Raw genomic sequence first — 26,027 nt, forward strand, 5'->3', positions numbered from 1 at the left:
AGGGCGGCCTATTCCAATTGACACTGCAAAGCGCGATGTGAGTAGATAACCCCGTATGAAACTCGGAGCGGCGACTTTTATTGCATTGGCGGCAACTTGCTTCACAGCTTTTGCCGGGGATTATGAGATCACCGTGGACCGGAAGAAAGAGAAGGGCGGCTCCGGCGGCGACCAAGCCACGGTCAAGGCTTCCCAGAACTGGACGGGCGAGGTCAATATCCTCAACCGTGCGTTTAAGCCAAGCCCCGATTTGACAGCGCGCTACGTTATTTACGTCAAGCGCCAGAGGATTGGCGAAGCGGAGAATGCCGAGAATGTCGAGAAAGTGACCGGCAGCTTTAATGTGCCCGCGATGAAGGGTGGTGCCAAGGGGACGTTTTCCACGGTGGACGTCGTGCTCAACAGTGCGCATGCCGCGGCGGGCTGGCGTGTGGGGCAAAAGGACAGCGATGGTCGCGTCACATTTGGCCGTCAAAGCGCCCAGGATACGCTGGCGGGCATTTGGCTTCGCCTTTACAGTGGCCAGACCCAGGTGGCGGAGTACATCAACCCGACCACGCTCACGACTAAGTTCAAGTTTGAATAGCCCGGCGCGCCTGCCGGCTTGCGCAAGCCTTGGATGAAGGGTTACGGTGGAGGGCAAATGTTAACGCACCGTCCCCGTAGACTCCGTGCCACGGCGGCCTTTCGCGATATGGTCCGCGAGACCCGCTTGGCGGCGACTGATTTGATATACCCACTTTTCGTGAGCGAGCGCATCACCTCGCGCACTCCCGTGGAATCCATGCCGGGGGTAGCCCAACTCACGGTTGAGGATGCAGCGGACGAGGCCGCGCTGGCGTGGGGGGAGGGCATCCGCAGCGTGCTCCTTTTTGGGATTCCCTCGGAAAAAGATGAGTTGGCCAGCCAGGCATATGCGGAAAAAGGGATCGTTCAGCAGGCCGTCCGGGCCATTAAGCGGGCGGTGCCGGAGATGATCGTCATCACCGACGTTTGCCTGTGCGAATATATGAGCCACGGCCATTGTGGCATTGCCCGGATCGAGGCTGGCTGTGTGGAGGTGCTCAACGATGAATCGCTGGAGCTGCTGGCGCGCACGGCGGTTTCCCACGCGGCGGCCGGGGCGGATATCGTGGCCCCCAGCGACATGATGGATGGCCGGGTGGCCGCGATCCGGCGGGCGCTGGATGTGGGCGGATTCCAGAACACGGCGATCCTGAGCTATGCGGCGAAATTCGCCTCGGCATTTTATGGCCCCTTCCGCGACGCGGCGGACAGCGCTCCTCAGGCGGGCGATCGCCGCAGCTACCAGATGGACCCTGCCAATGCGCTCGAGGCGCTGCGTGAAGTGGCGTTGGACCTGGAGGAATCCGCCGACATGGTGATGGTAAAGCCGGGGTTGCCTTACCTCGATATTCTTTGGCGGGTGAAGGAGCGCTTTGAGATGCCGACGGCGGTTTATCACGTCAGCGGAGAGTACGCGATGCTCAAGGCCGCCGTGGCCAATGGATGGCTGGACGAGCGGGCCGCCACGATGGAGACGATGCTCTCCTTTAAGCGGGCGGGGGCTGATATGATCGTAACCTACGCGGCCCGGGATGTGGCCCGCTGGCTTTCGGGGCATTCGGGAAAGTAGAGACCGCCCCGAAAAAAGAAGACAAAAAAACCGGTGCTGCTCGTCAAAGAACAGCACCGGCAAAAAAAACTCAGCTTTTAAAGGGAGGAGTTTTTAGTAGCGGCCACCACGGTCGCCACGGTCGCCACGGTCGCGGCCACCGCCACGACGGTCGCCACCGCCGTATCCGCCACCACCACCGCCACGGCGCTCACCGCCACCGAAGGAGCGTCCGCCGCCGCCGGCGGGGCGTTCTTCGCGCGGGCGCGCAACGTTAACAGTGAGAGGACGGCCTTCGAGGGCTTTGCCGTGGAACTGCTCAATGGCATTCTGGGCTTCGCCTTCGCTGCTCATGGTGACAAATGCAAATCCACGGCTTTTGCCGGTGAATTTGTCCTGCACCAGCATCACGTCACTGACGGTGCCGGCTTGACCGAAGAGGTCCTGCAGATCGGGTTCCGTTACGCTAAAGGGAAGATTCCCCACGTAAAGTTTGTTGTTGCTCATACTAACTTAACTGCCAAGCACTGCGGTGGACGGTCCCCGGTCATCGGTCTCAAGTCGCCAACTGATTTGACTCAATCGCAAACTCCCCTGCCCCAACACTGCTGACGAGGCGCACAGTAAACTTATTTGCTTGCAAGGAAAGCAAAATCCGCGTCGGATTTAATGTTAATTCGGGCTGCGGGAAAACCTGATGAAAATCAGGTTCTCTAATAACCCTTGGCTCAAGGGTTGAAGCCGCTTCTAGGGCGGCAGAGCGGGGTGGATATATGATCCAATCATGCTCATTCCTAGCTATGAACGGGTGGGGAGGATCCGGGGGATTGAAGGACGTTCCCAGGGCCTTGGGTAATAAATGACATATTTGGGGCTTTCCCCTAGGAAAGGATTCTTGACCTTTTGACGGGAAATCTTCATTCATTTCGGCCACTCCGTCTCACTTTCTATGGGAGAGGGCCAAGTTATTTATGAGCACCAGCAAACATTTTCTTTCCGCGGTTGCCGTCGCCACCGCCTGCATTGTCGCCGCACCCGTTTCGTGGTCACAGGAACCACAGGCCCAGGCTCCCGTCGTCAAAAGCATTGATGTCCAGTTCGCCGGACCCGCTTCCGTCAGCAAGGAAGTGATCCTTAACAACATGCGCACCAAGGTGGGTAAGCCCTACTCGGTGGGGGTTGCTGAGGAGGATGTTCGGAATCTTTACAAGACCGCCAAGGTCTACAATGTCCGGTTTTTCTATGACAAACTGCCCGATGGCGGCCTGAAGGTGATCGTCGTAGTGCAGACCAAGGCGACCGTCGATGAGGTCAATGTCGAGGGAGCCACGCAGGTCAAGACCCGCAGCTTGCTTAAAAAGCTGACCATTAAGAAGGGGGCTGAGCTGAGCGAAGCCGACGTGGAGGCCGATCGCCAGAAGATCCTGACCATCTACCGCGAGAAGGGGTACAAGGACACGGATGTTAAAACGAACATCAAGACCGATGAAAAGACCAGCAAGGCCAACGTGACCTTTACGGTGATTGAGGCGGGCAAGACGGTGGTTCGCACCGTGGAGTTTGAGGGCAATACGGTCTTCTCCACCAAGGCGCTCCGCAAGGTCGTCAAGACTCGCCGCCACTATCTCTTCTCCTTCATCGACAAATCCGGCCATGTCGATACCGATACCCTTTCCGCCGACATCGACGCTCTGCGCGCTTTCTACCAGAACCACGGTTACGAGGACGTCAAGATTGGCGAACCGACCATCACCCGTCGGGAAGGCAGCGCCAAGGTCACGGTGACTTTCCCAATTGCCGAGGGGCCGCAGTACCATGTCGGCAGCCTCACCATCGGCGGGGCTCGGCTCTTTACCGCCACGGAACTCGCCGCACCGCTCCGGCAGAAGGAGGGAGTGGTTTACTCCCCCGAGGCCGTGCAGGCCGACGTGAAGATGATCCAGAATATTTACGGTGCCAAGGGGTACGTTGATACCTCCGTTACCCCGGTGGTCTCGCCCACGGGAGGGTACCGGATGAGCCTGACCTTCCGCATCGAAGAGGGCTCCCAGTCCTACGTTGAACGCGTCAATATCAGCGGCAACACTCGTACCAAGGACAAGGTGATCCGCCGCGAACTGTTGCTCGGGCCTGGCGAACTTTACAATTCTGTCGCCGCCGACGCCAGCAAGCAGCGGTTGCAGAACCTCAACTACTTCGAACGCGTTGACGTTTTCCCGTCCGACACCCTGGCCGCGGGCCGCAAGGACATGAACGTGGTCGTGAGCGAGAAAAAGACCGGTTCGCTCAACTTCGGCGCCGGGTACAGCACGGTGGATAGCATCCTCGGCTTCGTCGAACTCTCGCAGAGCAATTTCGACATCACCAACTGGCCGAACTTTACCGGTGGCGGCGAGCGCTTCCGGGCCCGCGCCCAGGTGGGCTCCGAGCGGAAGGACTTTACGGTTTCCCTTACCGAGCCGTACTTCCTGGACTACCAGCTGGCCGTTGGCGGCGAACTTTTCTGGCGCGAGGCCGATTACCTCAGCAGCGTCTACAACCAGCGCAACTACGGCTTCAACATCTTTACCCGCAAGGCCATTACCGACCGCCTTTCCTGGCGCGTGGATTACCGGCTGGAGGAAATTGATATTTACAACGTTTCGGACAGCGATGTTTCCAACACCATCCGCGAGGACGCTGGCAATCACCTCAAGAGCCAGATTACGCCTTCGCTGGTTTACGATACCCGCGACAGTGTTTTCCTGACCCGCCGGGGCACGCGGGCTGAGCTTTCCGCCTATGTCGCGGGCGGCCCGCTGGGGGGCAACGATAACATTTACGGCGGTGACCTTACCGCATCCCACTACGTTTCCCTGCCGTGGGATACCATCCTTACCCTTTCGGGTGAGCTGGCTAGCGTGAACTACTTTTCCGGCAGCAACCACGTGCCGATCTTCGACCGCCTCTACCTGGGTGGCTCCAATAACCTGCGCGGCTTCAAATTCCGCGATGTGGGCCCTCATGACGAGTATACTAACCCCATCGGCGGCGATTCCCTGGCCCGGGCCACGGCAGAATTTACCTACCCGATCATCGACCGTGTTCGCGGCGCCGTCTTCTATGATGCCGGTTACGTCAACGCCGATGCCGGGGACTTCAGCCCTGACAACGTGGCCTCCGACGTCGGTATCGGCATCCGGCTTGATTTGCCCATCGGCCCCATCCGGATCGACTACGGTTATCCGGTCAGCCACGGCGACTCAACCAATCATGCCGGACACTTTAATTTTAATATTGGCTACCAATTTTGAACGGATTACCGTTTCGGCAGTCATAGCATAGACCACACTGATTTCTTATCATGAAACTGAACCTGATCCTTCCCGCCCTCGCGGCCGTTGCCCTCATCTCCGCCGCTCCAATGGCCCAAGCCGACGTTAAAATCGGCTATGTGGACATGAATCGTATTTTCAACAACTACTACAAGACGGAGCAAGCCAAGAAGCGGGTTGACGAAGCCCAGGCGGTTGCCCAGAAGGAGTTGCAGGACCGGGCCGATGTCTTCAACAAGAACCTCTCCGAGGTCAAGAAGCTCAACGACGACATCAGCAAGCCCGAGCTGAGCAAAGACGCCAAGGAGAAGAAGACCAAGGACCGCGACCTCAAAGCCGAGGACGTGAAGCGCCAGGAAAAGGACATCATGGAGCTCCGCCAGAAGCGCCTCAAAGAACTGCAAGAGCAGGCGGCTCGCATGCGCTCCGGTATCGTTGAGGAAATCCGCAAGGTGATCGCCGACAAGGTGAAGGCCGAGCAGTATGACCTCGTGCTCGATAAATCGGGCCTGACCTCCAACGGTATCGAAGTGGTTCTCTATTCCCGTGAGGCGGCCGATTTCAGCGACGATATCATCAAGGCGCTGAACAAGAACAAGGACGCGGCGGCGGCTTCTGCCTCTCCCTCCGACGCTCCCAAGGCGGCTGATCCTCTCAAGGCCAAATAGTGCAGACCACCGTTGAAGAACTCGCAGCCCTAGTGGGGGGACGTGTTGTCGGCGGTGACGGAAAGGCTCCCATCACGGGTGTAGCCTCCGTTTCCGATGCCGCTGCCGGGGATATTACCTTTTTCGGCAATGCGAAATACCTTCCTGCTTTAAGGGCCAGCAGCGCTACGTGCGCGCTGGTTCCGGAAGATTTTGCCGAGGTCATCGCGCCGACGCAGATCCAGGTGGCCAACCCGTCGCTCGCCTTTTCCAAGGTGGTGACGCAGTTTGCTCCCGCGCCTATTGAGTATCTGCCGGGGATTCATCCCTCGGCGGTGATCGATCCCACGGCGCGCATCGGCGGGGAGGTTACGATCCAGGCCCATGTGGTGATCGAAGCGGGAGCGGAGATCGGCGAGGGGACGTTCCTGGGCGCGAATGTCTACATCGGCCACGGAGCGCGGCTTGGCGCGGGCTGTAAAATTTACCCCAATGTTTCGATTCGCGAGCGGTGTGTGCTCGGCGACCGCGTGGTGATCCATAGCGGCGCGGTGATCGGTAGCGACGGCTTCGGGTTCGAAATGAACAACGGCCGGTACGTTAAAATTCCGCAGATTGGGATCGTGCAGGTCGATAACGACGTCGAGATCGGGGCCAATACCACCATCGACCGGGCCCGCTTTGGCCGGACGTGGATCGGCGAGGGGACCAAGATCGACAACTTGGTGCAGATCGCGCACAACGTGGTGATCGGCAAGCACAGCATCCTGGTTTCGCAGGTTGGTATTTCCGGCAGCAGCCGCGTGGGCAACTATGCCACGCTCGCGGGCCAAGTCGGCGTGGTGGGGCACATCGAGATCGGCGACCAGGCCATCGTGGCCGCCAAGAGCGGGGTGAGCAAGAGCATCCCGGCCAAGGAGATGTGGTGGGGGTCACCCGCCAGCCCCATTCATGAAGCGAAGGAACGCGTGGCCTACGTCAAACGCATTCCCAAACTTATTGAACGCGTCAAGCGGCTCGAAGATCGGGCTGCCGGTCGCGCTGCGGACTAACTTAAAGTCAACGGGCTTTTTCCCCGGCCGGGGTTGACGAGCGGGCCGGGGCGTGCCAGCATTAGCTTTGCTCCTCCACCCCCCGCCGATGAAATTCTTCCTCTTATTAGTCCCCGGGATTTTGTGTCTCTTCGGCGGGTGCGCCCAGACGGGGGCTGTTTTGGAGCGGGATCTTTTTGGCCCGCCGGTTCCGGGCAAGGTCCTCAAGGTGAAGACTACGGCCTATGTCGGCAGGCGCAATGCCGTCGGACGATCCCTCCAATATGGGAAGGTGACCAGTGCGGCTTCAGACTGGTCGGTGTTTCCGCTGGGGACCCGGTTCCGGATGGTTGAAACAGGGGACCGCTTCATTATCGACGATTACGGGTCGGCCATGGTCGGGACGCGTACGATCGACCTCTATATGCCGCATTCCCGGGCGATGCATGCGTGGGGGACGCGGGATGTGTATATCGAGATTGAGGAGTGGGGGTCGGCTCGCCGAAGCCTGGAGGTGCTTTCCCCACGCGAAAACGTGGGCTATGTCCGGCGGATGCTCACGGCGCTGCGCAAGCAATCGCACGGTATGCCAAAGCAGTTCCACAAGGTGGACTGATGGGCTAAACGATAAAATCTCCGTATCCCCCCCGAGCGGCGTCGCTTGCCTCGGTGAATCCGGGGGCTTCGGTCATCGTTTTACCTACCCTAGGAATCCCCACGTTCTAGATGCTCTTTTTTGCGGGGGTTTGGTAGGATCCCGCCCATGGATAATTTCGTTTTTAAGAACCCTACGGAAATTCTTTTTGGGCGCGGGATGATTGCCCAAATCACGGAACGTATTCCTGCTGAACGGCCGGTCCTTTTTCTTTACGGTGGCGGCTCCATTAAGCGTAATGGCGTTTACGATCAGGTTCGGGCGGCGCTGAAGGCGCACCAGGTGATTGAGTTTGGCGGCATCGAGGCGAACCCGGTTTATGAAACGTGTTTGAAGGCGGTGGATGAAGTCAAGGCGCACGGCGTCGGCTTCATCCTGGCGGTGGGGGGCGGTTCGGTGGTCGACGCGGCTAAGTTCATCGCGGCAGCGAGCCTCTACAAGGGGGAGGAGCCGTGGGAAATTTTGCTGACGGGTGGCGAGGAGATTCAGGCCGCGCTGCCGCTGGGGGCGGTGTTGACGCTGCCTGCAACGGGCTCGGAGTCGAATGGAAACGCGGTCATTTCGCGCCAGGCGACCCACGAGAAGCTGGCGCTGGCCTCCGGGCTGGTTTTCCCGGTGTTCTCGGTGCTGGACCCTGAAACGACGTTCACGCTGCCGAAAAAACAGGTGCGCAACGGGGTGGTCGATTCGTTTGTGCATGTGATGGAGCAATACCTGACGTTCCCGGTGTATGCGCCGTTGCAGGATCGTTTTTCGGAGTCGATTCTCCAGACGCTGGTGGAGGTCGGGCCGGTGACGCTCGCGGAACCTCAAAATTACGACGCCCGCGCGGCGTTTATGTGGAGCGCGACGCTGGCCCTCAATACGCTGATCGCCTGCGGGGTGCCACAGGACTGGTCGACGCATATGATCGGCCATGAGTTGACGGCATTCTATGGGCTGGATCATGCGGAGAGCCTGGCCATTGTGCTGCCCGGGGTGTGGGAGCGGGAGCTTGAGCACAAGGCGGCCAAGCTTGAACAGTACGGGGTGCGGGTCTGGGGGGTGCAGACGGCGCAGGCGGCGATTGCCGCGACGGAGCAGTTTTTCCAATCCCTCGGGATGCCGACGCGCCTTTCGGATTACCAGATCGATGCGGAGGAGGCGGCGGAGAAGGTGCGGGCGCGTTTCACCGAGCGCGGGACGGTGCTGGGCGAGCACCAGGATCTAACTCCGGACGCGGTGGCGGCTATTCTGCGCTCCCGGGCGTAGGCTTGGGGGCGGCCCAAAGCGGCGTTCCGGTTTATCCGTACCGGAGCGCCTCGATGGGATCGAGGGTGGAGGCTTTCCACGCCGGGTAGAGGCCGGAGATGACGCCGATGCCCACGGCGAAGCCAAAGGAGATCATGACGGCGCTAAAGGTGATGATGGGGGCGTTTTCGACCGGGGAGAGGAGGACGAGGACTTGCACGACGCCGGTGGCGGCCAGGAGCCCAAGGATGCCGCCGATGACCCCGATGACGCCGCTCTCGACGACGATCTGTACGAAAATATCGTGCCGCCGGGCACCGATGGCCCGCCGGACGCCGATTTCGCGGATGCGCTCGGTGATGCTCGCGAGCATGATGTTGGTGATGCCGATGCCGCCGACGAGCAGGCTGATGCCTGCGATGAGGCTGCCGCTGGTGCGGGTCGCGCGGATGCTGCTCTCGATGTTATCGAACCATTCTTCGCGGGTGTCGAAGCCGAAGTCGTCGATGCCGCGGTGGGTCCGGTCGAGGATGGAACGGACTTGGGTGAGGGTTTCGTCAAAGAGGGCGATGTCGGCGACGCGGAAGGAAAGGCGGTCGAGCTTGCGGTTGGGGCTGCCGTCGGCGTTGGAGGCGGTGCGGAAGTCGTTGAAATAGGTGCTGTAGGGGACGGCGATACAGTGGTTTTTTTCCCAGAACTGGTCGTACTGGCGCATTTTCTTTTTCGTTTTGCCCATGCGGGCCATGCGGCGCTTGAGCTGGGCGTCGCTGACGCCTGCTTCGCGTTTGCGCTTGGCGGCGTTGCTTTCGTAGTGCTTGAGGATGCCGACGATGCGGTAGGGGACGCCCATGATGCGGATGCTTTCGCCGATGGGGCGGTAGCTGGGGTTCTCGGGCCAGAGTTCGCCGGGGATGTCGGAGCCGATGACGACGACACGGTTGACTTGGTCGATGTCGTTCTGTGCGAGCAGGCGGCCCTCTTCCAGTTCGAGGATGCCCAGCTCGAAGTAGCCGGGCGAGGTGCCGATGGCTTTGAGCCGGAGGGTTTTGTTGTCCCGGCTGATCGGCATGCCTTGGTTCATTTCGGGGACTACGAGGTCGACCAGTGAGGCTCCTTTTTCGAGCGCGGCGACGTCGTCCATGGTGCGGCCGGGGGAGAGGAAGGCGAGGTCTTGCTTTTCTTCGGAGGGCTCTTTGTTATTCACCTCTACGCGCTGTACGCCACCGCTGGCGGCGAGCATTTCGCGCATGCCTCGGGCGACGCCTTCGGTGAGGGCGAACATGGAGAGCAGGCTGGCGACGCCGAGGATGATCCCGAGCATGGTCAGGAAGCTGCGGAATTTGTGGGCGCCGATTTCTTTGAGCCCGATGATGAGGCCAAACCAGAAGTTCACGGCTGGGCCTCCTCGCCTTTTTGCGGGGTCGGGTGGGATACGAGTAGCGGCGCGGTCTGGGATTTGGCGGCCTCGACGCCGACGCGGATGCGCCCGTCGCGCATTTCGATGCGCCGGGGCAGGCGGGAGGCGATGTTGTTGTCGTGGGTGACGATGACGATGGTGCAGCCGCTCTCGGCGAGTTCGCGGAAGAGGGTGAGGATCGTTTCGCCGGTTTTGGAGTCGAGGTTGCCGGTGGGCTCGTCGGCGAAGACGATTTTTGGGTTATTCACAATCGCTCGCGCGATGGCGACGCGCTGGCACTGGCCGCCGCTGAGCTGGAGCGGGGTGTTGTACATGCGGTGGCCGAGGTCGACGCGCTCGATGGCGGCGATGGCCCGCTCGCGCCGTACTTTGGCGCTGACTCCGGCGTAGACCATGGGCAGTTCGACGTTGTGGAGGACGTCGAGCTTGGGCAGGAGGTTGAAGGCCTGGAAGACGAAGCCGATTTTCGAGTTCCGCATTCTGGAGAGCTGGTCGTCGGTGGCGTTGGAGACGTCGACGCCGTCGATAAGGAGGCTGCCGCTGGTGGGGGTGTCGAGGCAGCCCAGAAGGTGCATTAGGGTCGATTTCCCGGAGCCGCTGGGGCCGATGATGCAGAGGAATTCGCCAGCGTCGATGGTGAGCGATACGCCGTCGAGGGCGGCGATGTCCTGGTCGCCGACGTGGTAGATTTTGCGAATGTCGCGGAGTTCAACGAGGGCCATGGCTGGGGAGGCGGGGGGGCTGAAACGAGCGTTAGCCCTTTTTCTCCAGGACGCGGGGTTCTACGGTGAGGATCTGGTCGCCGGGTTTGAGGCCTTCTTTGACTTCGGCGTAGTCCAGGGCTGCGACGCCGACGGTGACTTCCTGTTCGCGCGGGACGCCGTTTTCGATGAGGTAGACGACTTGTTTGTCGTTGCGGCCTTTGAAGACGGCGGAAACGGGGATGGCGATGGCTTGGTCGGCGTGGGCGACGGGGACGGCCAGGTTGACCATCATGCCGGGCCGCAGGCGCGCGCTGGGTTTGAGGATGGCGGCCTGGACTTGGAAGCCTTTGACGCTGTTTTTGATTGTGGCCACGGGGGCGATGAAGCTGATGCGGGCGTCCATGGTTTCCTGTTTGATGGATTCCATGCGCACGGTGACGACTTGCTTGAGGCTGAGCCGCGCGACGTCGACTTGGTTGACGTTGGTGGTGACGAGGAGCTTGGAGAGGTCGGCTATGGTCAGGAGCGTGGTGCCGGAGTTGACGCTGCCCGCGGCGACGACGACCTGGCCTTCGATGACTTGGACTTGCAGGACGGTGCCGTCGATGGCGGCGACGAGGCGGCTTTTGGTGATCTGGTCTTCGGCGCTTTGCAGTTTGCGCTGGGATTTGGAGAGTTCGTTTTTGGCGATGGCGAGGTCGCTCTCGAGGTTGTCGAAGGATTCCTTGGTGATCAGCTTGGCTTTGAAGAGTTCCTTGCCGCGGTTGAAGTTGTGCATGGCGCGATCGACGCTGAGCTGGCAGCCGGTGACTTCGGCGACGGCGGAGGCCTTGGAGTTCTGGAGATCGGTGTCGTCGATTTCGGCGAGTAATTGCCCGGCTTTGACTTGTTGGCCGGGTTCGACGTGGAGGGCTTTGACTTTGCCGCCGACTTCGGACTTTACCTCAAGCTGAAACTCGGGGGCGACGTCTCCGGAGACTTCGATGGAGTAGTCGATGTTACGGCGCTCGGCGGTGGCGAGGTATTCTTCCGGGATGGCGGTTTTGCTGGGACCTGCGATTTTTTGCCAGTATGCACCCAGAGCGTTGCGGCTGAACCAGAGGGTCAGCACCACAACGACGAAGGCTAGGAGTATAAGGGGGGCCTTTTTCATCGAACTAGTGACTAAAGCATAGATAGGCCCCAAGGGGAATGCTTTCGTTCGAGAAAAAGTCGCCCCTTTTTTGGCTATTTGCTTTAAGTTGCTCATTTGGCGGGGGGGGTAAACAGACAGCCCTCGCTTCGAGTTCGACTGCTGGTTTGGATGCTTCTCCAGATTTCGAATAGCTCGCTTGTGGTTCAATCCCGGCAGCATCCGGGCAAGAAAAGCGCGAACGGATCAAGGCGGCGTGCGAAGCCGACGCTATCGCGCGGTAGCGCGAGAAGGTCCAGCGCTTGCGCTGGCTACGCTGGCTGGCGCCCGAGGTCGCTGCGGTCTTCCATGACGTGGGCGGCCCAGTCGAGAGCGGAAGAGGAGGCGTTCCACATATCAACGAACGGCTGGCGACCGGAAAGGAGCGCGTCCATCCGGTGCTCCTGATAGGCTAGCTCCGTGGCCAGCGGGAGATAGACCTCCCGAGCCCCCTCCTCGTTGGCGTAATCGAAAAGGCCATTGTAACAATGGCGACCGTCTTCCCAGCCGGGGTGGTTGAGGATCGGGTAGAGGCAGATCCCCTCCAGAGGGACACCGAGCGTCGTCGCCGCCGCGGCCTCATTGACGATATAGCGCAGCCAGGCGGGGCGGGTCTCGTCCTCGATGCCGGTTTCAGCGATGAAGATCGGGCGCTCGTAGCGTTCGTAAATTTCCGCCAGCATCCAGCGCACGTGCCGGTAGCGCGGATCGGACGGGGCGAGCATCGAGCCGTGGCCGCCGGGGAAGCACCACTGGTTGTGGATGTAGTAGTTGACGCCGAGGACGTCCATGAACTCCGGCGCGCCGCCCAGCTCGGGCTCGATGCGGCCGGTGAGCATGTCCCAGGCCTCGAACTGGCTTTGGCGGAAGGCTTCGGCCTCGGGGGCATCCTGGGGGCGGTCGTGCCGGGCGATGACGTTGATCATTGGATCAACCTGGAAAAAGACCGTCCCGGGGTTGACGTCGCGCATCTCGGTCATGGCGGCGACCGAGGCCCGGACGAGCTGGCGCTTGAGCTCCTGGCCGCGCCCCTTTGCAAAGGGGTACATAATGCCCTCCTGTGCCGCGGCCCATGAGAAGAAGGAGATTTCGTTGATGGGGGCGACCCACGGGGCGGCTTCCCCTTCGTCTTTCATGAGCCAGGCCCAGTGGCGGGCATAGTTGGCAAAGCGGTTGACGAACTGGGGGGAAAAGAGGTCGAGGTCGTCGGGCCAGCCGTAGTGGAAGAGGTCCCAGATGACCTGGGTGCCCGCCTCGCGCGCGGCCCGCATCATGGGCAGGAAGCTGGCCCAGTTGTAGACGCCCGGCTTTTCTTCAACCCGGTGCCAGCGCACGCCGTCGCGAACGGTTTCCATTCCGTAGCGTTTGAGGAGGCGGTAGTCGCTTTCAGCGAAGCGGTCGTGCTGGGTGGCGGCCAGCATGTCGAGGCGCTGGCCGTTGGCGAGCCGATGCGTGGAGCACTCAAACCCGCCCAGGAAGAAGCTGCGGAATAACGGGTGTTTCATCGAAGGGGGATTCGCGCGCCGCCGCTAAAGCGCCCCTTTCTTTTTTGCCGCATCCGTGGTATGCCTTGCCGTTCCGTGGCCAAACGAAAAACCGCAACCAAGACGAAACCAAAGCCGGGCCAGCGCTGGCATTGGAAGCGGTATGTTTTTGCCCTGTTGCTGGGGGTGGGGGCGGCGGTTTGCGGGCTCTATGGCTCGTGGGCGGGGCTCTATGACCTCAAACAACTAGAGGTGATGCCGCAGCGGAGCGTGATTTTCGACTGCAATGGGCAGCCGTTCGCGCGCCGGGCGGGGGAGGACCGTTTGCTGGTGCCGATCGCGAAGGTTTCGCCCTATTTTATCGACGCTCTGCTGGCCCGGGAGGATACCCGCTTTTACCAGCACCATGGGGTGGACCCGGTGGGGATTTTGCGCGCGGTTTTCCGCAATGCGACCCGGCTCAAGGCGCGCGAGGGGGCCAGTACGCTGACTCAGCAGCTGGCGCGCAATTCGTTCGAGTTGGGCGGCAAGAATCTCCACCGCAAGCTGCTGGAGGCGTTCGTTTCGCTGCGGATCGAGCGGAATTTCTCGAAGTCGCAGATCCTGGAGCTTTACGTGAACCGGATTTACTTCGGCTCGGGGATGTACGGGGTGGAGACGGCGAGCCGGGCGTATTTTAATAAACCGAGCGGGCAGCTCAACCTGGGGGAGGCGGGGGTGCTGGCGGGGCTGATCCGTTCGCCGGAGCGTTTCTCGCCTTTCCGGAATCTGGAGGCTTCGCTCAAGCAGCGCGATACGGTGCTCGACCGAATGGTGCAGACGGGCAAGCTGACGGAGGAGAAGGCGGCGCAGGCGAAGTCGCAGCCGGTGCAGGTTTCGGCGACGCGCCCGCCCCGGCCGAGCGATGGCTACCCGATGGGGGCGATTGAGGATGAGCTGAATGCGAATCTTGATAGTGATCAGCTGGCGGAGGGGGGGCTGAGGATTTACACGACGCTGGACCCTGCGCTGCAAAAGGCGGCGGAGGCGGCGCTCGACTCGGAGTTGGCCAAGGTGGAGGCGCGGCCGGGGTTCGGCCACCCGAAGCGGGCGGATTTCGGCGGACGCACGGATGGGGCTTCCAAGACGCCTTATTTGCAGGGGGCTCTACTGCTCCTTGATAACGCGACGGGCGGTATCCGGGCGATGGCCGGGGGGCGCAATTACGCGGAGAGCACGTATAACCGCGTTTATGCCAAGCGGCAGATCGGCTCGACGTTTAAGCCGTTTGTCTACGCGGCGGCGTTTGCGAGCGGCGCGGTGTCGCCCTCGACGCCGGTGAGCGACGATGCGATCCAGCGCGGGGAGATCCGGGGCGCGCCAAACTGGCATCCCTCTAATTCCGACGGCTCGTTCCGGGGTGTTCTACCGGCGGAGGAGGGGCTGGTCCATTCCCGCAATACGATGAGCGCACGGGTGGGGAACTTGGCGGGGCTCGACGCGGTTTGCAAGGTGGCCCGGGATGCGGGGCTGGGGGAGATTCCTCATTTTCCGGCGGTTTACCTGGGGGCTTTTGAGTGCTCGTTGCGCGACTTGGTATCGGCCTACACGCTTTTCCCCAACGCCGGGATGCGCCGCCAGCCGTTTCTGATTTGGCGGGTGGAGGATGCTCACGGGAAGGTGCTCTTTCGCAGCAATCCGGTGGAGACGCGGGCGCTCTCGCCTTCGGTGTGCTGGATGATTACGGGGGCGCTGCAAAAGGTGATGGAGCGCGGGACGGCGGCTTCGGCGGATTACCACAAGCCAGCGGCGGGTAAGACGGGGACGACGAATGATTACAAGGATGCGTGGTTCGTGGGCTACACGGCGACGCTGACGTGCGGCGTCTGGGTGGGGTTGGATGAGCCTGCGCCGATTATGCCACACGGCTACGGGGCGGCGCTGGCGCTGCCGGTATGGAGCGATGTGATGAACGCGGCGGGGGACCGCTATGCCTCGCGCACGTTCCAGCAGCCGGATCGTTTCCAGGCACCGCAGCCGGGGGCTTCCCCGGGCGGTCCGGAGAATCCCGGCGAGCCGGTTCGCAAGGCGCTGCCTTCGCGGATCTTTAATACGTTCCGCCACCTGTTCGGCGGCGGGCAGTAATCATGCGCCTTTCAGGGGCACAAAAAAGCCCGGAGCGGTTTCCCGTTCCGGGCTGTTGTTGAGGTGGGTTAATTTTCTCGGGGTTGTAAGCTCTCTACTGGGCCGGGGCGGCGGCGGGCTGTTGCTGCTGCTGGACCTGGACGACGTGGAAGGGGTAGTGGATGATTTCCTTGTCTTCGACGTAGATTTCGACCAGGTAGGTGCCGAAGTCCTTGAACTGCACGCCTGCGAAGAAATTGACGTTGGTGGCCTGGCCGATGGTGTCTTGAAGCTCGAACTCGACTTCGGCTTCGCCAAGAACGGTCTTGTCGGGGGCCAGGATGCGGGCTTTTTGCTTGAATTTGCCGATGCCGCCTACCCAGCGCGTCCAGACGGCCAGTTTGAGGAGCCCGACGGGGACCTTGGTCGCGGGGATCAGGTTTAGGACGCCCACGAGCGACTGCATTCCGTTGTTTTCCTGCCGGACGTCTTCACAGACGACGGAGGCCTGAAGGGTGGGGACAATGTGTTTGGCCATGCTGGGGTGGAGGATGAGCAGGAGAGCGTGTACTCGGCAAGCGAAATTCGATGATGTTTGCGCTTTTCAACGTAACATTCCCGACGTAATCCCAAGGTATGAAGTTTCTCCGGTTTTTGACTCCCGTTCTCGCGGCCTGCGTGGTGCTCTCCTCGGTTTCGGGTTGCGCCTCTTTTAAAAAGAAGAAGAAGCCCAAGACGCCTGATATGGAGGATCAGAACGGGGACATGAATTTCGAGTCGTTCCAGAACCGCCTCCGCAAGGCGGTGAGCCGTCACGATGTGGCGACGCTTTCGCAGATGATGACGCCGAATTTCGGCTTTAGCTGGGAGCCGGGCGGGGAGGGTGCGGGGGTGTTCGAATACTGGGATCGCAATAATCTCTGGCCGGAGTTGAACTTGGTTCTAAAGGAGAAGTTCGTGCCGAGCGGGAACTTCATGGTGGCCCCGAAGGAGGTTACTTACGATACAAATTACCGCGGCTACCGGGCCGGGCTGCAACGGGTGAACGGTTCGTGGCGTTTCGCCTACTTCGTTGCCGCGCCGCCCGACCAGCAGTAGAAAGCGGTGTTTACTGTGCCGCCGGGTTGGGTTCGACGGGGGCCGGTTCGCCTTTGACGAGCGCGGCGCTCCAGGTGTTCGCGCGCTTGTAGTAGGGGGCGTGGGCGTTGTTGATGTTCTGGTGCTGGCCCTCGGGCAGGACGACGATCTCCTTGGGGGCCTGGATTTGGTTGAACGCGGCGAAGACGCCGGAGGCGGGGGAGGTGACGTCGGAGAGGCCCATGCCGACGAGCGTGGGGCAGTGGACGCGGGCGGCGAAGTTCATGGCGTCAAAGTAACGGGAGGTTTCCATGACTTTTTCGGGTTCGCTCCCAGCGTTGTTTTTCCAGCCGGGCCAGCCGGGTTGGCGGCCCGCGAGGTAGCCGGTGTTATCGCTTCCCGCCGGGACGCAGACGATGACGGCGGTGACTTTGGGGAAGAGCGCGGCGGTGACAAAGGATTGCAGGCCGCCCTGGCTGCCTCCGGTGGCGAGGAAGACTTTGCCATTCCAATCGGGGCGCTGGGAGAGGTATTCGGCGGCGCGGTAACAGGAGAGGAACATGCGCAGGAAGTAGGAGGTTTCCCGGTCGGTGTTGCCGATGGCGGTGTAGTTCTTGAGGGCGTTGTTGGCTTGCTCGGTATAGAATTCCTTGGGCGCGTCGATGGGGAGGTCGTGGGCCAGGATGTTGAGGACGAGCCAGCCGTCTTTGGCTTTGTCGGTGACCCACTTTTTATCCAGCGGGTAGACGCCTGCCCACTGGGGGATGAATACGGCGGGGAATTTTCCGCCCTCGGCGGGGCGGGCCAGCTGGCCCTGAATGTGGGTGCCACGGATGTTATCCATGGTGATTTTCCAATAATCGACGCCGGGGACGCCGCTGTCGCCTTTTTCGAGAACGGGGTTGGCGGGGACGGCGGAAAGCTCGGCGATTTTGGATTTCCAGAAGGCGTCGAAATCGGCCGGAGCGGGCTGGGAGGGGGCCAGTTTGGCGGGTTCGACGGCGGCTCCGTTGCTGGCTTTGAGCGTGGTGGTGCCGCTTTCCTGGGGGGCGGTGACTTCGGCCAGGAGGGTGCCGGGTTCGCTCAGCGAGGTGGTGATGAGGGCCGGTTCGGGGCCGAAGGTGAGGTTGCCCTGGGCGATGATTTTGGCCCCGCCTTGTTTGACGGTGAAGGAGCCGGATTTAAGGACGTGGGCCTCGTCGTTGAGCGGTTCGACGCGCCAGGTGATTTTGTCGCCCGGCCGGTAGACGGCGCTGGCGTTGGCGGGGGCGACGGGGGTGAGCTGGAGGCTGGGCTCGGCACCGAAGCTAAGCGCCGAGCCAAGCAGGAACGCGAGCAGGGAGCTGCTCACCGGATGGGGGAGTAGGATACGCATTCCCTTACGTTAGCCCGGAAGGCCGGGAAAACGCACGGGTTTTTCTAATCGTACAGTAGAATGAACTTCCGCGGCTCAGCGCTTAAGCCTGCTTCTGGAGCCGTTTGAGGCGGCCGGAGAGGCTGGCTTTGGTGGCGGAGTTCATCCGGTCGATAAACAGGATGCCGTTGAGGTGATCGACTTCGTGCTGGATGGCGCGGGCCAGGAAGCCCTCGGCTTCGAATTGCACTTCCCGGCCGTCGAGGAGCTGGGCTTTGACGTTGATTTTTACCGAACGCAGGACGCCGCCGCTGATTTCCGGAAAGCTCAGGCAGCCTTCGTCGCCGGGGACTTTGTCTTTGCTGAGGTCCAGCTCGGGGTTGATGAGGGTGAGCGGCATCCACTCGTCGATGTTGACTTCGGCGCCGTTAACCCGCAAGGCGCTGGGGCGGTCGTCGACGCCCGCGACGTCGACGACGGCGAGCTGGATGGCCTGGCCAACCTGCTGGGCCGCGAGCCCGACGCCGTTGGCGGCATGCATGGTTTCGACCATGTCGGCGGCGAGGGTTTTGATTTCGTCGGTGATGGCCGCGACCCGGGCTCCTTTGGTGCGGAGGACCGGATTTCCGTATTTAACTATTTCCAGAATGTTCACTTGGTTTCGGTAAAGGCAGGTAAGTTACCCGTGATTCCGCCTTCTTTCAAGGCATCCAGTACGCGAACGATGATGCCGAAGGGGGCGTGGGTGTCGGCTTTCAAGGCCAGGGGGCGGTTGGCGTCTTTGATGGGGCGGATGCGTGAGGCGAGGGTTTCGAGGGGAATGGGTTCGCCGTCGAGGTGGATTTCGCCCTCGGGAGAGACGCTCAGCTCGGCCAGGGTGGCGGCGTCGGCAGCGGGGTGGGGCGCGGCGGTGGTGGACTCGGGCAGCTTGATGTTTACGGCGGGCTGGGAGCGCCGGAAGGTGGAGGTGACGATGACGAAGATGAGCAGGATGGCGAAGATGTCGATCAGCGAGACGATGATGACCGTCGGTGTGCGCCGTTTGCGCTGATAGAATTTCATGGATTGGGGGCGGTTTCCTGCGGTTGTGCGGCCGTGGAGGCGGAGGCCGCGGCGGCGCTCTTGGCGCGGTGTTTGCGGGAGTAGCACTTGGCCAGCAGCTCGCCGACGATTGCTTCCATTTCGACGCTGAGGGTCTCGACTTTTTTCGAGAAGTAGGAGTAGGCGATGAGGCTCGGGATGGCGATGGAGAGTCCGGCGATGGTGGTGTTAAGGGCCTCGGAGATGCCGCTGGCGATGCCGCGCGGGTCGGTGATGGATTCGCTGGCGCCCATGGTGCCAAAGACGGTGACGAGGCCGGAGACGGCTCCCAGGAGACCTAGGAGCGGGGCGATGCCGACGATGACTTCCAGGACGGTGAGGCCGGCTTCCATGCGGATGACTTCATGGCGGGCGCGGGTCTGGACGGCTTCCATGTTTTCGCTGCGGGGCCATTCGAGGTGTTGGAGGGCGACTTCGGTGATGCGGGCCAGGGGGGAGAGGTCGCCCGCGAGGGTTTTGCGGAGGTTCTCCAGGCCGCTTTCGCCCGGTTGCAGGGCTTCGATGCGGTTCCAGAGCCAGGAGGGGATGACGTTCTCGCGCCGCAGGGCCCAGCCGCGCAGGAACATGGTGGCCAGCGAGACGACGGAGCAGATGAGCAGCAGATACATGAAGAATCCGCCGTGGACGATGAACCGGAAGATGGAGAAGGCGACGATCATTGGGAGGGATAGATGGTAAAGCTATACACGATCCGGATGCGTCCGCCAGGAAGTTGCGCGAGGCGGTCGGCCGGAATGGGGGGGATTTTGGCTTCCAAGACGGCCCGGCGGGCGCATTCGGCGTTCACGGGACCGGCGGTGTTGGAGAGGATACGTATGTCGGAGGCGCGCCCTTGGGGATCGAGGACGAACTGGACGCGGACTTCGCCGACGGCGAGGGGCTCTTTGCCGCCTTTGCGGTAGAATTCGGAGCGGATGCCGATGGCGTTGCCGACGGCTTTGCCGTAGTTGCCCAGGGCGTCGATGCCGATTTCGCCCGGGGTGGGGGTGGGCTTGGCGGCGGCCAGGGAAAGGGCGTCTTCGGTGGCGGATGGGGCGGGAGCCGGGGGGGGGGGTGACGGTGCCGGGGGTGGCTTTGGAGTTGTGGGCGGCGATGGCTTGGGCGTTTTCCGGGGCGTCGTCGGTTTTGCGAAGGTTCTCGGGGTCGAGCTGGGTCCGGAGCGCGTTCGGGGCGGGGAGGGGAAGCTCGGGCTCGGGGGCTGGGGGCTGAGCCTGGGCCTCGGCTGGCGCGGGGAGGGGGGCGGCGGTCTGGAGGGTGATCTCCAGGGGGCGCTGGTCTTCCTGCTGGGCGGGGGGTGTTGGGACGAGGGCACTATCGGGCGCCAGGGCCAGCACCGTGAAGAGACTCACATGAGCCAGCACTGAGAGCACGGTGGCGACGACGGTTTTGCCGGATTCGGTCATCAGGGAGGACCGGCTACCTTACGCGATGAAACCCGGCGAACGCAAATGCGTTTTGAGGCCGGGTTTCGAAGGACGGGGGGGCTGCGTGAAATCCACAGCCCCTTTTATTCAGGCGCTCAGTGGAATTAGGCGGCCTGGGAAGCTTCGCGCAACCCCTGGCGGCGGCGCAAGAGGTTGTGCTTCAAGTAGGAACCGGCGAGGAAGGCGCCGAAGATGCCCACGGCATAGACGGAGCTGGCTTCGGGGGCCATGGCTTCGTTCTCAAGGGCTTCCGTGAGGGAGACGCCGTTGACGGTGGTGTTGCTCATGTTGAGCGAGTTGCCGTAGATGTTGCCTTCGAGGGTGACGTTGTTGATGTTGAGCGCCTGGCCGGAGTTGTAGGACAGGATGGTTCCCGCGAGGGTCCCGGAGAGGTTGACGTTGCCGCCGAGGATGTTCCAGTAGACGTTCTTGGCGTCGACGCCGTCCAGGACGACGTTGTTGATGGAAAGGTTGCTGGAGACGTTGATGTAGAAGACGTCGCGCGCATCGCCCACCAGGGTGACGCTGCCGTTGATGTTGCTGCTGCTGTTGGTCAGGCTGATGACGTTCAGGTCGCCGGTGCCAGCGGTTAGCGTAAGGTTGTTGTAGTTGCCGGTGAGGATCTGGGTCGCTGTGAAATTGCCGATGGTCTTGGAGAACCCGGAGGCCGCGGCGGTCTCGGGGTTCAGCGAGAGGTCTCTGGAGGTTCCTTCTGCTACTTTGACGGAGGAGTTGATGGAGAAGGAATTGCTGGTGTAGCCGACGCTCCCGTTGATGGTGTCCTGGTTGGAGCTGCTTAGGTTCCCGCCAATGATGCCGAGGTTGCCGTTGATGGTCGAGCCGTTGAGGTTCAGGTTGCCGTTGACGATGACGTTGTAATCCGAGAACCCTGAGGGATCGACGATGTAGGGCTTCACCGTTGCCTGGGCTTCGGTGAAGCATAAGCATAATGCCGTAAGCATTCCGAGGGCGGTCCAGGTTGATGATTTGCTCTTCATAACGTGCGCCATTTTGCTTAATGAGATGTAAAACGCAAGAAGGAAATGGGAAAATCTACGTACATCTATACGCATATTACGTATAGATGCGTATTTGCGGCCTTATTGGGGCTGAATTTGTTCGAGCTGGGGGCGGTGCGAGCGGTCTAGGAGGGCTTTGGCGGTGAAGATGGCGAAGAGGACGAGGAAGATGGCCCCCAGGATGAAGGCGAGCTTTCCGCCGAAAATGGGGGACTTGGGAGAGGAGGCGTCGTTCATAGGTTGGATGGGGATATGATCGCGGCTGTGGCATGAGTTTCAATCCCAAAGAATTAGGATGGATTGCGGTGAAAATAAGGGATAATATTGCCTAGCAACTTATGAAAGCGCTCCTCATCGCCGGTATGGCAATTGCAGTGATGGCAGGATTCTCTTCATGCGGCACGTTTCGCGGCATGGGGCAGGACTTGCAAAGCGTGGGTCATGGGGTTCAGCGGGCGGCGGAATGGTGCACGCCGGATTCTTAGGGCTATAGGCCCCAGGAGGTAGAATCTCTCTATTCCCCCGCTTTATGAACGAGGTAAATGGCCATGGCGGCTCCGAGAAATGAAAGGCTGATGGCGACGGTGCCGACGAGCTGGCGGTCGGCTTGAATCCGTCCCTGCTCGATGGCTTTATTGACTACATGGTAACGCCATGCGGCCAGCAAGGGCAGCAGCGCGCCGATGATGATCATCGTTTCGCCCATCGGAAGGGATGCGCCGCGGGGGAGGGTGCTCCGCTCGGGATGAAGTTGCAGGCCGATTTCTTTGAGCCAGAGGCTGAACCGGGCGATGACAAAACCGAGGCTGATGACGGCGACGGCGGTTCGGATCCACGCCAGGAAGGTCCGCTCGTTGGAAAGGTATTCCAGTTCGCGAGGGCCGGTGGTTTGCGGATCCGGTTTTTCGTCAGGCATGGGGGTCCAGAAAACCAGATTTCCGTGGCGCGCGCTACCTGACCCGGCCCTGGGGTGAATGCCCGGTTGACCTGGGGCAAGGGGCGTCGCATAATCGGGCCCGGGAACGACTCCTTTCTTTATATGGCAGCGCCTATTTATCGGCCTTACGAGATTACCGACGGGAAGAAATTCAAGCTTCGCAAGATGGACCCCGGCGATACGGGGAAAATCGCCTCGAAGGAAGCTGCGGAGGCGGCTCTCCAGCGAGGCATTGAAAATATGCAAGCCCTCCAGGAGAAGCTCTATGCGCAGGATCGCCGGGCGCTTTTGCTGATTTTCCAGGCGATGGACGCGGCGGGCAAGGACGGGACGATCAAGCACGTGATGAGCGGGGTGAATCCGCAAGGCTGCCAGGTGACTTCCTTTAAGACGCCTTCGAGCGAGGAGCTGGACCACGATTTTCTCTGGCGGACGAACCGGGCGCTGCCGGAACGGGGCCGCATTGGGATTTTTAACCGGAGCTATTACGAGGAGACGCTGGTGGTGCGCGTGCACCCGGAGATTCTCCAGCGGGAGAAGCTCCCCTGCATCTCGAAGCATATCTGGAAGGAGCGCTTCGAGGATATTAACGCGTATGAGCGCTACCTGACGCGCAACGGGGTGATTGTCCGCAAGTTTTTCCTGAACGTCTCGAAGGAGGAGCAGCGGCGGCGCTTCCTGGACCGCCTGGCGCAGCCTTCGAAGAACTGGAAGTTCTCCATGGGGGACGCGGCGGAGCGCGAGCACTGGGATGACTACATGAAGGCCTACGAGGAGACGATCCGCCACACGGCCAGCGAGGAGGCACCGTGGTATGTGGTTCCGGCGGATAATAAGTGGTTTATGCGGCTGGTGGTGGCCGAGGTGATCGTGGATACGCTTCGTTCGCTGGACCTCGCGTTCCCGAAGGTGGACCAGGCGAGGCGCAAGGAGCTGGCGGCTGTTCGCGAGAAGCTGGAGCGGCAGAAGTAGGATGAGGATGTTCCGCGCGCCGTGGAGCTTGTCCTTGCTGATCGTGTCGGCGATTGGCACGGCGGTGTTACTGGTGGTTGCCTGGTGCATTCCGCTTCCGGCGGGGGGCGGGCTGTTTTGGACGAAGCTGGTGCCGCTGGCAATTCTGGCGGGGGCGCTGCTGTTCGTGGTCCGGGGGTTTGAGATTACGCCCGGGGCGATTCTGGTGCGGCGGCTTTTTTGGACGACGCGCATTCCTAGGGCAGGGTTGCTCGGGGCCACGGTTGAGCCCCAGGCGATGACGGGGAGCCTGCGGATTTGCGGCAACAGCGGGCTGTACGCCTTCAATGGCTTTTACTGGAGCAAGCGGCTGGGGCGGTTTCGGGCGTATGTGACGGATCAGGAAAAAACGGTGGTGGTGCGTTTCGAGAAGCGCGTGGTGGTGCTCTCGCCGGATGATCCCGAGGCGTTTGTCCGCAGTTTGGCGGGTGATTTTTGACGTGATCGCCCCGGTGCGGGCGTGCGAAATTCAGAGGAGCCGCTACACGGTGCGGAATGCTCAAAACCGCATTAACGCTGACGGACGAACAGTTGGAACGAGTGGTGCGCTATGTGCGCAGCCGCATGGAGGCTCTCGAAGAGGCCCGTAACCAGGGATGGATTCAGGGCCGGGAACATTTCGAGAGGGAGTGGGACGATGATTTTTCGCATCGCGCCTGGTCGAGCGGGGTGTTCGCGCGTTCCAACGAGTCGCTAAACATGATCGGGGCGGGGCTGGATTATATCCGCTGCCGACTCATTGAGGAGATGTTCGGTAAGAAGGAGTGGTTCCTGGCCGAGCCCCGCGTGCCGGATCGCCTGGACCCCGCTCTGACGGACGAGGTGGACCACCACTTGCGCTGGAAGCTGGGGCCGGAACAGATTGATTTCCCGGCGGTGTCGCGGGAGATCGTGACGCAGGCCTGCAAGCTGGGCGAGTGCGTGGCGAAGATATTCTATAAGACGGAGGAAGAGAGCTTCGAGCGCATTGCCTCGATTCTCTGGGATGAACGGAGCGACTCGCCGGTGTTGACGCCGGACGGGGAGTTTGTGTTCGAGGAAGGGCCGGAGGAGGCGCTTGCGGCGGCGCTGATGGTGCCGCTGGACTTTGTGGCGGAGTGGCATCCGGGGGATCCGATTTCGCCGGACCGCCTGCCGGAGGGCTTTGCGTGGAAGGAGCAGATTGTCTCCAACCGCAAGATCCGCTCGACGGGGGCGCGGGCGGTGCCGCTGCATTATAAGGAGTTCTACATTCCGCTCAACGCGCCCTCGCTGCATGAGGCGGACTTCGTGGCGCACCTGACTTCCGTGCGGCTCTCGCGGCTTTGCGCGCATCTCGGGATCACACTGGATACGCCCGAGGGGCAGCCTGCCGATACGGAGCCGGGTGTGGAGGGGTACTTGCGGCGGGCGCTGCTCCAGATTCGCTCGGGTGGGGGGAACGAGCCGGAGACGGCTTCGGAAAAGCCGCGCCGGGGCGAGGGGAATGAGATTCCGCTGCCGGACGAGGACCCGGAACTGCGCGTGGCGGAGGCGTACTTTACCTTCGATGCGCGGGGCGATGGGCGGCCTGTGCGCGTGTTCATGATGGTGGCCTACGATTACGATGTGCCAATTTTCTGGGACTACATCGCCAATGTGACGCCCGACGGGCGCTACCCCTTTGAGGTGGTGACGGTTAACAAGGAGCCCCATCGGTGGTACGGGAAGAGCTGGTTCCAGAAGTTCGAGCGCTTCCAGCATTTGATCGACAAGCTGACCAACCAGGTGCTTTACCGCAATGACCTGGCGGCCAACCCGGTCAAATTCCGCCGCAAGGAGGCGGTGGTGCAATGGCAGGATGACCAGCCCTTCGAGATCGGGCCCGACCAGGTCTTTGATCTCAATGACGGCTACACGGCCCAGGACGCGTTGCAGACGGCGACGATTCCCGACCTGGATGAGCAGACGAAGTTCCTGCTCGAAACGGTGATCTCGACGTGGCGGATTCGCGCCGGGGTCTCGACGGCGACGCAGGGGACTATCGGCGGGCTGCCCTCGGAACGGACGGCGACGGGGGCGCTGCAAATCGAGGAGGTGGGGACGACGATCTTTAAGCCGCTGCTGGCGGAAATCCGGCGCGGGATCGAAGCGGTGCTCCGCCAGGTGGTGCGCTACGAATACGCCTACCTGGATGGGGATGAGACGTTCCCGTTTCTGGAGGAGGGGGCGCGGCGTTTCGGGGTGCTGGAGTGCGGCAGCGTGAAGGATCTGGATCTCGACGTGGAGCTCTGCCTGGCCTCTGATGAGATGGACGCGGATACAGCGCGCTCGGCGGTTGATTTCTTCAACCAATTCCTTGCCGTGCCGGATGATTACAAGGCCGTGGCCGCGCCGCTGTTTGCGAATGTTTACCGGAGCCTGAAGATTGACCACGCCGAGGAGTACTTTGAAAAAGCGCTGCAAGTCGCGGGGCTCACACCGCCCGAGGAGGAGGGGCATTGACGCCGGAGCAGGCGCTGGAGCGGTGCGCCGCCATCTCGGAGGAACTGGCGATATTACGGAAGGTTCCCCGGGAGGCGGCGGCGATTCTGGACCGCGAGCTGGAGCGGATCGTGGCGTTTCACACGGAGAAGTGCTGCGACGCGAGGCTCACGGCGGGGGAGAGCGACCGGCACAAGGAGGCGCGGGCGCTGGCGCGCGGTCTGGGCGGTTTTTTCGAAAAACGCACGGCTGCGCTGACGGATGAGATGATCAAGCTGCGGAGAGGCTAAA

The 26,027-nt window shown here is 61.5% G+C and carries 28 protein-coding genes; 14 read left to right on the plus strand and 14 right to left on the minus strand.

The window, feature by feature from the left end:
- Window positions 1-55 precede the first annotated feature (55 nt).
- Window positions 56-586, plus strand: a complete 531-nt coding sequence (locus B2828_RS13760) for a hypothetical protein (protein ID WP_479634335.1) — start codon at window positions 56-58, stop codon at window positions 584-586.
- Window positions 587-643: 57 nt separating this feature from the next.
- Window positions 644-1,636 carry a porphobilinogen synthase gene (gene hemB, locus B2828_RS13765; RefSeq protein WP_479634336.1) on the plus strand — a complete coding sequence of 331 codons (993 nt, stop codon included), beginning with the start codon at window positions 644-646 and terminating at the stop codon, window positions 1,634-1,636.
- Between the two features lie 93 nt (window positions 1,637-1,729).
- Here hemB and B2828_RS13770 read toward each other — a convergent pair whose 3' ends face one another.
- Window positions 1,730-2,122: an RNA recognition motif domain-containing protein gene (locus B2828_RS13770; RefSeq protein WP_479634337.1), complete on the minus strand. Its 393-nt coding sequence runs from the start codon at window positions 2,120-2,122 to the stop codon at window positions 1,730-1,732.
- Window positions 2,123-2,586: 464 nt separating this feature from the next.
- On the opposite strand from B2828_RS13770, the gene bamA reads away from it, so the two are divergent.
- From bamA to B2828_RS13795, 5 genes are all read left to right on the plus strand, one after another.
- On the plus strand, window positions 2,587-4,908 hold the full coding sequence (gene bamA, locus B2828_RS13775) for an outer membrane protein assembly factor BamA (protein ID WP_479634338.1): 2,322 nt from the start codon (window positions 2,587-2,589) through the stop codon (window positions 4,906-4,908).
- Window positions 4,909-4,958: 50 nt separating this feature from the next.
- Entirely contained in the window at window positions 4,959-5,597 is a 639-nt protein-coding gene (locus B2828_RS13780) for an OmpH/Skp family outer membrane protein (RefSeq protein WP_479634339.1), read from the plus strand.
- The gene (lpxD, locus tag B2828_RS13785) at window positions 5,597-6,628 is read left to right on the plus strand and encodes a UDP-3-O-(3-hydroxymyristoyl)glucosamine N-acyltransferase (protein WP_479634341.1); all 1,032 of its coding nucleotides are present in this window, start codon (window positions 5,597-5,599) and stop codon (window positions 6,626-6,628) included. Before B2828_RS13780 ends, lpxD begins: the two co-directional genes overlap by 1 nt.
- Window positions 6,629-6,716: 88 nt before the next feature.
- The gene (locus B2828_RS13790) at window positions 6,717-7,223 is read left to right on the plus strand and encodes a 3D domain-containing protein (protein WP_479634342.1); all 507 of its coding nucleotides are present in this window, start codon (window positions 6,717-6,719) and stop codon (window positions 7,221-7,223) included.
- A gap of 147 nt (window positions 7,224-7,370) precedes the next feature.
- On the plus strand, window positions 7,371-8,513 hold the full coding sequence (locus tag B2828_RS13795; protein WP_479634343.1) for an iron-containing alcohol dehydrogenase: 1,143 nt from the start codon (window positions 7,371-7,373) through the stop codon (window positions 8,511-8,513).
- A gap of 31 nt (window positions 8,514-8,544) precedes the next feature.
- Here the strand turns inward: B2828_RS13795 and B2828_RS13800 are convergent, their stop codons facing one another.
- The 4 genes from B2828_RS13800 to B2828_RS13815 form a co-directional block, all read right to left on the minus strand.
- Complete coding sequence (locus tag B2828_RS13800) at window positions 8,545-9,885, minus strand: ABC transporter permease (protein ID WP_479634344.1); 1,341 nt, start codon at window positions 9,883-9,885, stop codon at window positions 8,545-8,547.
- Window positions 9,882-10,631, minus strand: a complete 750-nt coding sequence (locus B2828_RS13805; protein ID WP_479634345.1) for an ABC transporter ATP-binding protein — start codon at window positions 10,629-10,631, stop codon at window positions 9,882-9,884. Before B2828_RS13805 ends, B2828_RS13800 begins: the two co-directional genes overlap by 4 nt.
- Window positions 10,632-10,662: 31 nt before the next feature.
- Window positions 10,663-11,766 carry an efflux RND transporter periplasmic adaptor subunit gene (locus tag B2828_RS13810; protein ID WP_479634346.1) on the minus strand — a complete coding sequence of 368 codons (1,104 nt, stop codon included), beginning with the start codon at window positions 11,764-11,766 and terminating at the stop codon, window positions 10,663-10,665.
- A 290-nt stretch (window positions 11,767-12,056) separates the two neighbouring features.
- Window positions 12,057-13,289 (minus strand): glycoside hydrolase family 1 protein, encoded by a 1,233-nt coding sequence (locus B2828_RS13815; protein WP_479634347.1) that lies wholly within the window; start codon window positions 13,287-13,289, stop codon window positions 12,057-12,059.
- Between the two features lie 60 nt (window positions 13,290-13,349).
- Here B2828_RS13815 and B2828_RS13820 point away from each other — a divergent pair, with 60 nt between their 5' ends.
- Window positions 13,350-15,392: a transglycosylase domain-containing protein gene (locus B2828_RS13820; protein ID WP_479634348.1), complete on the plus strand. Its 2,043-nt coding sequence runs from the start codon at window positions 13,350-13,352 to the stop codon at window positions 15,390-15,392.
- A 94-nt stretch (window positions 15,393-15,486) separates the two neighbouring features.
- Here B2828_RS13820 and B2828_RS13825 read toward each other — a convergent pair whose 3' ends face one another.
- Entirely contained in the window at window positions 15,487-15,909 is a 423-nt protein-coding gene (locus B2828_RS13825) for a DUF6941 family protein (protein WP_479634349.1), read from the minus strand.
- 98 nt (window positions 15,910-16,007) lie between these two features.
- On the opposite strand from B2828_RS13825, the gene B2828_RS13830 reads away from it, so the two are divergent.
- Window positions 16,008-16,469, plus strand: coding sequence for a hypothetical protein (locus B2828_RS13830; protein WP_479634350.1), 462 nt, complete (start codon window positions 16,008-16,010; stop codon window positions 16,467-16,469).
- Window positions 16,470-16,479: 10 nt separating this feature from the next.
- Here B2828_RS13830 and B2828_RS13835 read toward each other — a convergent pair whose 3' ends face one another.
- The 7 genes from B2828_RS13835 to B2828_RS13865 form a co-directional block, all read right to left on the minus strand.
- A complete protein-coding gene (locus B2828_RS13835; RefSeq protein WP_479634351.1) occupies window positions 16,480-17,823 on the minus strand; it encodes an acetylxylan esterase in 1,344 nt (447 codons plus the stop codon).
- Between the two features lie 82 nt (window positions 17,824-17,905).
- Window positions 17,906-18,457 carry a peptide deformylase gene (def, locus tag B2828_RS13840; RefSeq protein ID WP_479634352.1) on the minus strand — a complete coding sequence of 184 codons (552 nt, stop codon included), beginning with the start codon at window positions 18,455-18,457 and terminating at the stop codon, window positions 17,906-17,908.
- Entirely contained in the window at window positions 18,454-18,864 is a 411-nt protein-coding gene (locus B2828_RS13845) for an ExbD/TolR family protein (protein WP_479634353.1), read from the minus strand. Before B2828_RS13845 ends, def begins: the two co-directional genes overlap by 4 nt.
- A complete protein-coding gene (locus tag B2828_RS13850; RefSeq protein ID WP_479634354.1) occupies window positions 18,861-19,562 on the minus strand; it encodes a MotA/TolQ/ExbB proton channel family protein in 702 nt (233 codons plus the stop codon). The genes B2828_RS13845 and B2828_RS13850 overlap by 4 nt, the downstream gene beginning before the upstream one ends.
- Entirely contained in the window at window positions 19,559-20,215 is a 657-nt protein-coding gene (locus tag B2828_RS13855; protein ID WP_479634355.1) for an energy transducer TonB, read from the minus strand. Before B2828_RS13855 ends, B2828_RS13850 begins: the two co-directional genes overlap by 4 nt.
- Before the next feature lie 216 nt (window positions 20,216-20,431).
- Window positions 20,432-21,325, minus strand: coding sequence for a collagen-binding domain-containing protein (locus B2828_RS13860; protein ID WP_479634356.1), 894 nt, complete (start codon window positions 21,323-21,325; stop codon window positions 20,432-20,434).
- Between the two features lie 102 nt (window positions 21,326-21,427).
- Window positions 21,428-21,583, minus strand: a complete 156-nt coding sequence (locus B2828_RS13865) for a hypothetical protein (RefSeq protein ID WP_479634357.1) — start codon at window positions 21,581-21,583, stop codon at window positions 21,428-21,430.
- 101 nt (window positions 21,584-21,684) lie between these two features.
- Between B2828_RS13865 and B2828_RS13870 the strand changes: the two genes are divergently transcribed.
- Entirely contained in the window at window positions 21,685-21,831 is a 147-nt protein-coding gene (locus tag B2828_RS13870; RefSeq protein ID WP_479634358.1) for an entericidin A/B family lipoprotein, read from the plus strand.
- Between the two features lie 29 nt (window positions 21,832-21,860).
- Here B2828_RS13870 and B2828_RS13875 read toward each other — a convergent pair whose 3' ends face one another.
- A complete protein-coding gene (locus B2828_RS13875; RefSeq protein WP_479634359.1) occupies window positions 21,861-22,262 on the minus strand; it encodes a YidH family protein in 402 nt (133 codons plus the stop codon).
- A 123-nt stretch (window positions 22,263-22,385) separates the two neighbouring features.
- Here B2828_RS13875 and B2828_RS13880 point away from each other — a divergent pair, with 123 nt between their 5' ends.
- Genes B2828_RS13880 through B2828_RS13895 form a run of 4 tightly spaced genes read left to right on the plus strand, consistent with a single transcriptional unit; the run spans window position 22,386 to window position 26,026 of the window.
- Entirely contained in the window at window positions 22,386-23,255 is an 870-nt protein-coding gene (locus B2828_RS13880; protein WP_479634360.1) for a polyphosphate kinase 2 family protein, read from the plus strand.
- Between the two features lie 7 nt (window positions 23,256-23,262).
- On the plus strand, window positions 23,263-23,733 hold the full coding sequence (locus tag B2828_RS13885) for a PH domain-containing protein (RefSeq protein ID WP_479634361.1): 471 nt from the start codon (window positions 23,263-23,265) through the stop codon (window positions 23,731-23,733).
- 56 nt (window positions 23,734-23,789) lie between these two features.
- Window positions 23,790-25,757 (plus strand): portal protein, encoded by a 1,968-nt coding sequence (locus B2828_RS13890; RefSeq protein WP_479634362.1) that lies wholly within the window; start codon window positions 23,790-23,792, stop codon window positions 25,755-25,757.
- Window positions 25,754-26,026: a hypothetical protein gene (locus tag B2828_RS13895; protein ID WP_479634363.1), complete on the plus strand. Its 273-nt coding sequence runs from the start codon at window positions 25,754-25,756 to the stop codon at window positions 26,024-26,026. Before B2828_RS13890 ends, B2828_RS13895 begins: the two co-directional genes overlap by 4 nt.
- Window position 26,027 lies beyond the last annotated feature (1 nt).

It is taken from the genome of Spartobacteria bacterium UBA695, from assembly GCA_002298145.1.
GTDB lineage: Bacteria > Verrucomicrobiota > Verrucomicrobiia > Chthoniobacterales > Chthoniobacteraceae > UBA695.

Excerpts from the sequence above, each read along its gene's own strand:
- B2828_RS13760 (WP_479634335.1), top strand. The coding sequence starts at position 56 with ATGAAACTCGGAGCGGCGACTTTTATTGCATTGGCGGCAACTTGCTTC.
- hemB (WP_479634336.1), top strand. The coding sequence starts at position 644 with ATGTTAACGCACCGTCCCCGTAGACTCCGTGCCACGGCGGCCTTTCGC.
- B2828_RS13770 (WP_479634337.1), bottom strand. The coding sequence starts at position 2,122 with ATGAGCAACAACAAACTTTACGTGGGGAATCTTCCCTTTAGCGTAACG.
- bamA (WP_479634338.1), top strand. The coding sequence starts at position 2,587 with ATGAGCACCAGCAAACATTTTCTTTCCGCGGTTGCCGTCGCCACCGCC.
- B2828_RS13780 (WP_479634339.1), top strand. The coding sequence starts at position 4,959 with ATGAAACTGAACCTGATCCTTCCCGCCCTCGCGGCCGTTGCCCTCATC.
- B2828_RS13790 (WP_479634342.1), top strand. The coding sequence starts at position 6,717 with ATGAAATTCTTCCTCTTATTAGTCCCCGGGATTTTGTGTCTCTTCGGC.
- B2828_RS13795 (WP_479634343.1), top strand. The coding sequence starts at position 7,371 with ATGGATAATTTCGTTTTTAAGAACCCTACGGAAATTCTTTTTGGGCGC.
- B2828_RS13805 (WP_479634345.1), bottom strand. The coding sequence starts at position 10,631 with ATGGCCCTCGTTGAACTCCGCGACATTCGCAAAATCTACCACGTCGGC.
- B2828_RS13810 (WP_479634346.1), bottom strand. The coding sequence starts at position 11,766 with ATGAAAAAGGCCCCCCTTATACTCCTAGCCTTCGTCGTTGTGGTGCTG.
- B2828_RS13815 (WP_479634347.1), bottom strand. The coding sequence starts at position 13,289 with ATGAAACACCCGTTATTCCGCAGCTTCTTCCTGGGCGGGTTTGAGTGC.
- B2828_RS13820 (WP_479634348.1), top strand. The coding sequence starts at position 13,350 with ATGCCTTGCCGTTCCGTGGCCAAACGAAAAACCGCAACCAAGACGAAA.
- B2828_RS13825 (WP_479634349.1), bottom strand. The coding sequence starts at position 15,909 with ATGGCCAAACACATTGTCCCCACCCTTCAGGCCTCCGTCGTCTGTGAA.
- B2828_RS13830 (WP_479634350.1), top strand. The coding sequence starts at position 16,008 with ATGAAGTTTCTCCGGTTTTTGACTCCCGTTCTCGCGGCCTGCGTGGTG.
- B2828_RS13835 (WP_479634351.1), bottom strand. The coding sequence starts at position 17,823 with ATGCGTATCCTACTCCCCCATCCGGTGAGCAGCTCCCTGCTCGCGTTC.
- B2828_RS13845 (WP_479634353.1), bottom strand. The coding sequence starts at position 18,864 with ATGAAATTCTATCAGCGCAAACGGCGCACACCGACGGTCATCATCGTC.
- B2828_RS13850 (WP_479634354.1), bottom strand. The coding sequence starts at position 19,562 with ATGATCGTCGCCTTCTCCATCTTCCGGTTCATCGTCCACGGCGGATTC.
- B2828_RS13860 (WP_479634356.1), bottom strand. The coding sequence starts at position 21,325 with ATGAAGAGCAAATCATCAACCTGGACCGCCCTCGGAATGCTTACGGCA.
- B2828_RS13865 (WP_479634357.1), bottom strand. The coding sequence starts at position 21,583 with ATGAACGACGCCTCCTCTCCCAAGTCCCCCATTTTCGGCGGAAAGCTC.
- B2828_RS13870 (WP_479634358.1), top strand. The coding sequence starts at position 21,685 with ATGAAAGCGCTCCTCATCGCCGGTATGGCAATTGCAGTGATGGCAGGA.
- B2828_RS13875 (WP_479634359.1), bottom strand. The coding sequence starts at position 22,262 with ATGCCTGACGAAAAACCGGATCCGCAAACCACCGGCCCTCGCGAACTG.
- B2828_RS13880 (WP_479634360.1), top strand. The coding sequence starts at position 22,386 with ATGGCAGCGCCTATTTATCGGCCTTACGAGATTACCGACGGGAAGAAA.
- B2828_RS13885 (WP_479634361.1), top strand. The coding sequence starts at position 23,263 with ATGTTCCGCGCGCCGTGGAGCTTGTCCTTGCTGATCGTGTCGGCGATT.
- B2828_RS13890 (WP_479634362.1), top strand. The coding sequence starts at position 23,790 with ATGCTCAAAACCGCATTAACGCTGACGGACGAACAGTTGGAACGAGTG.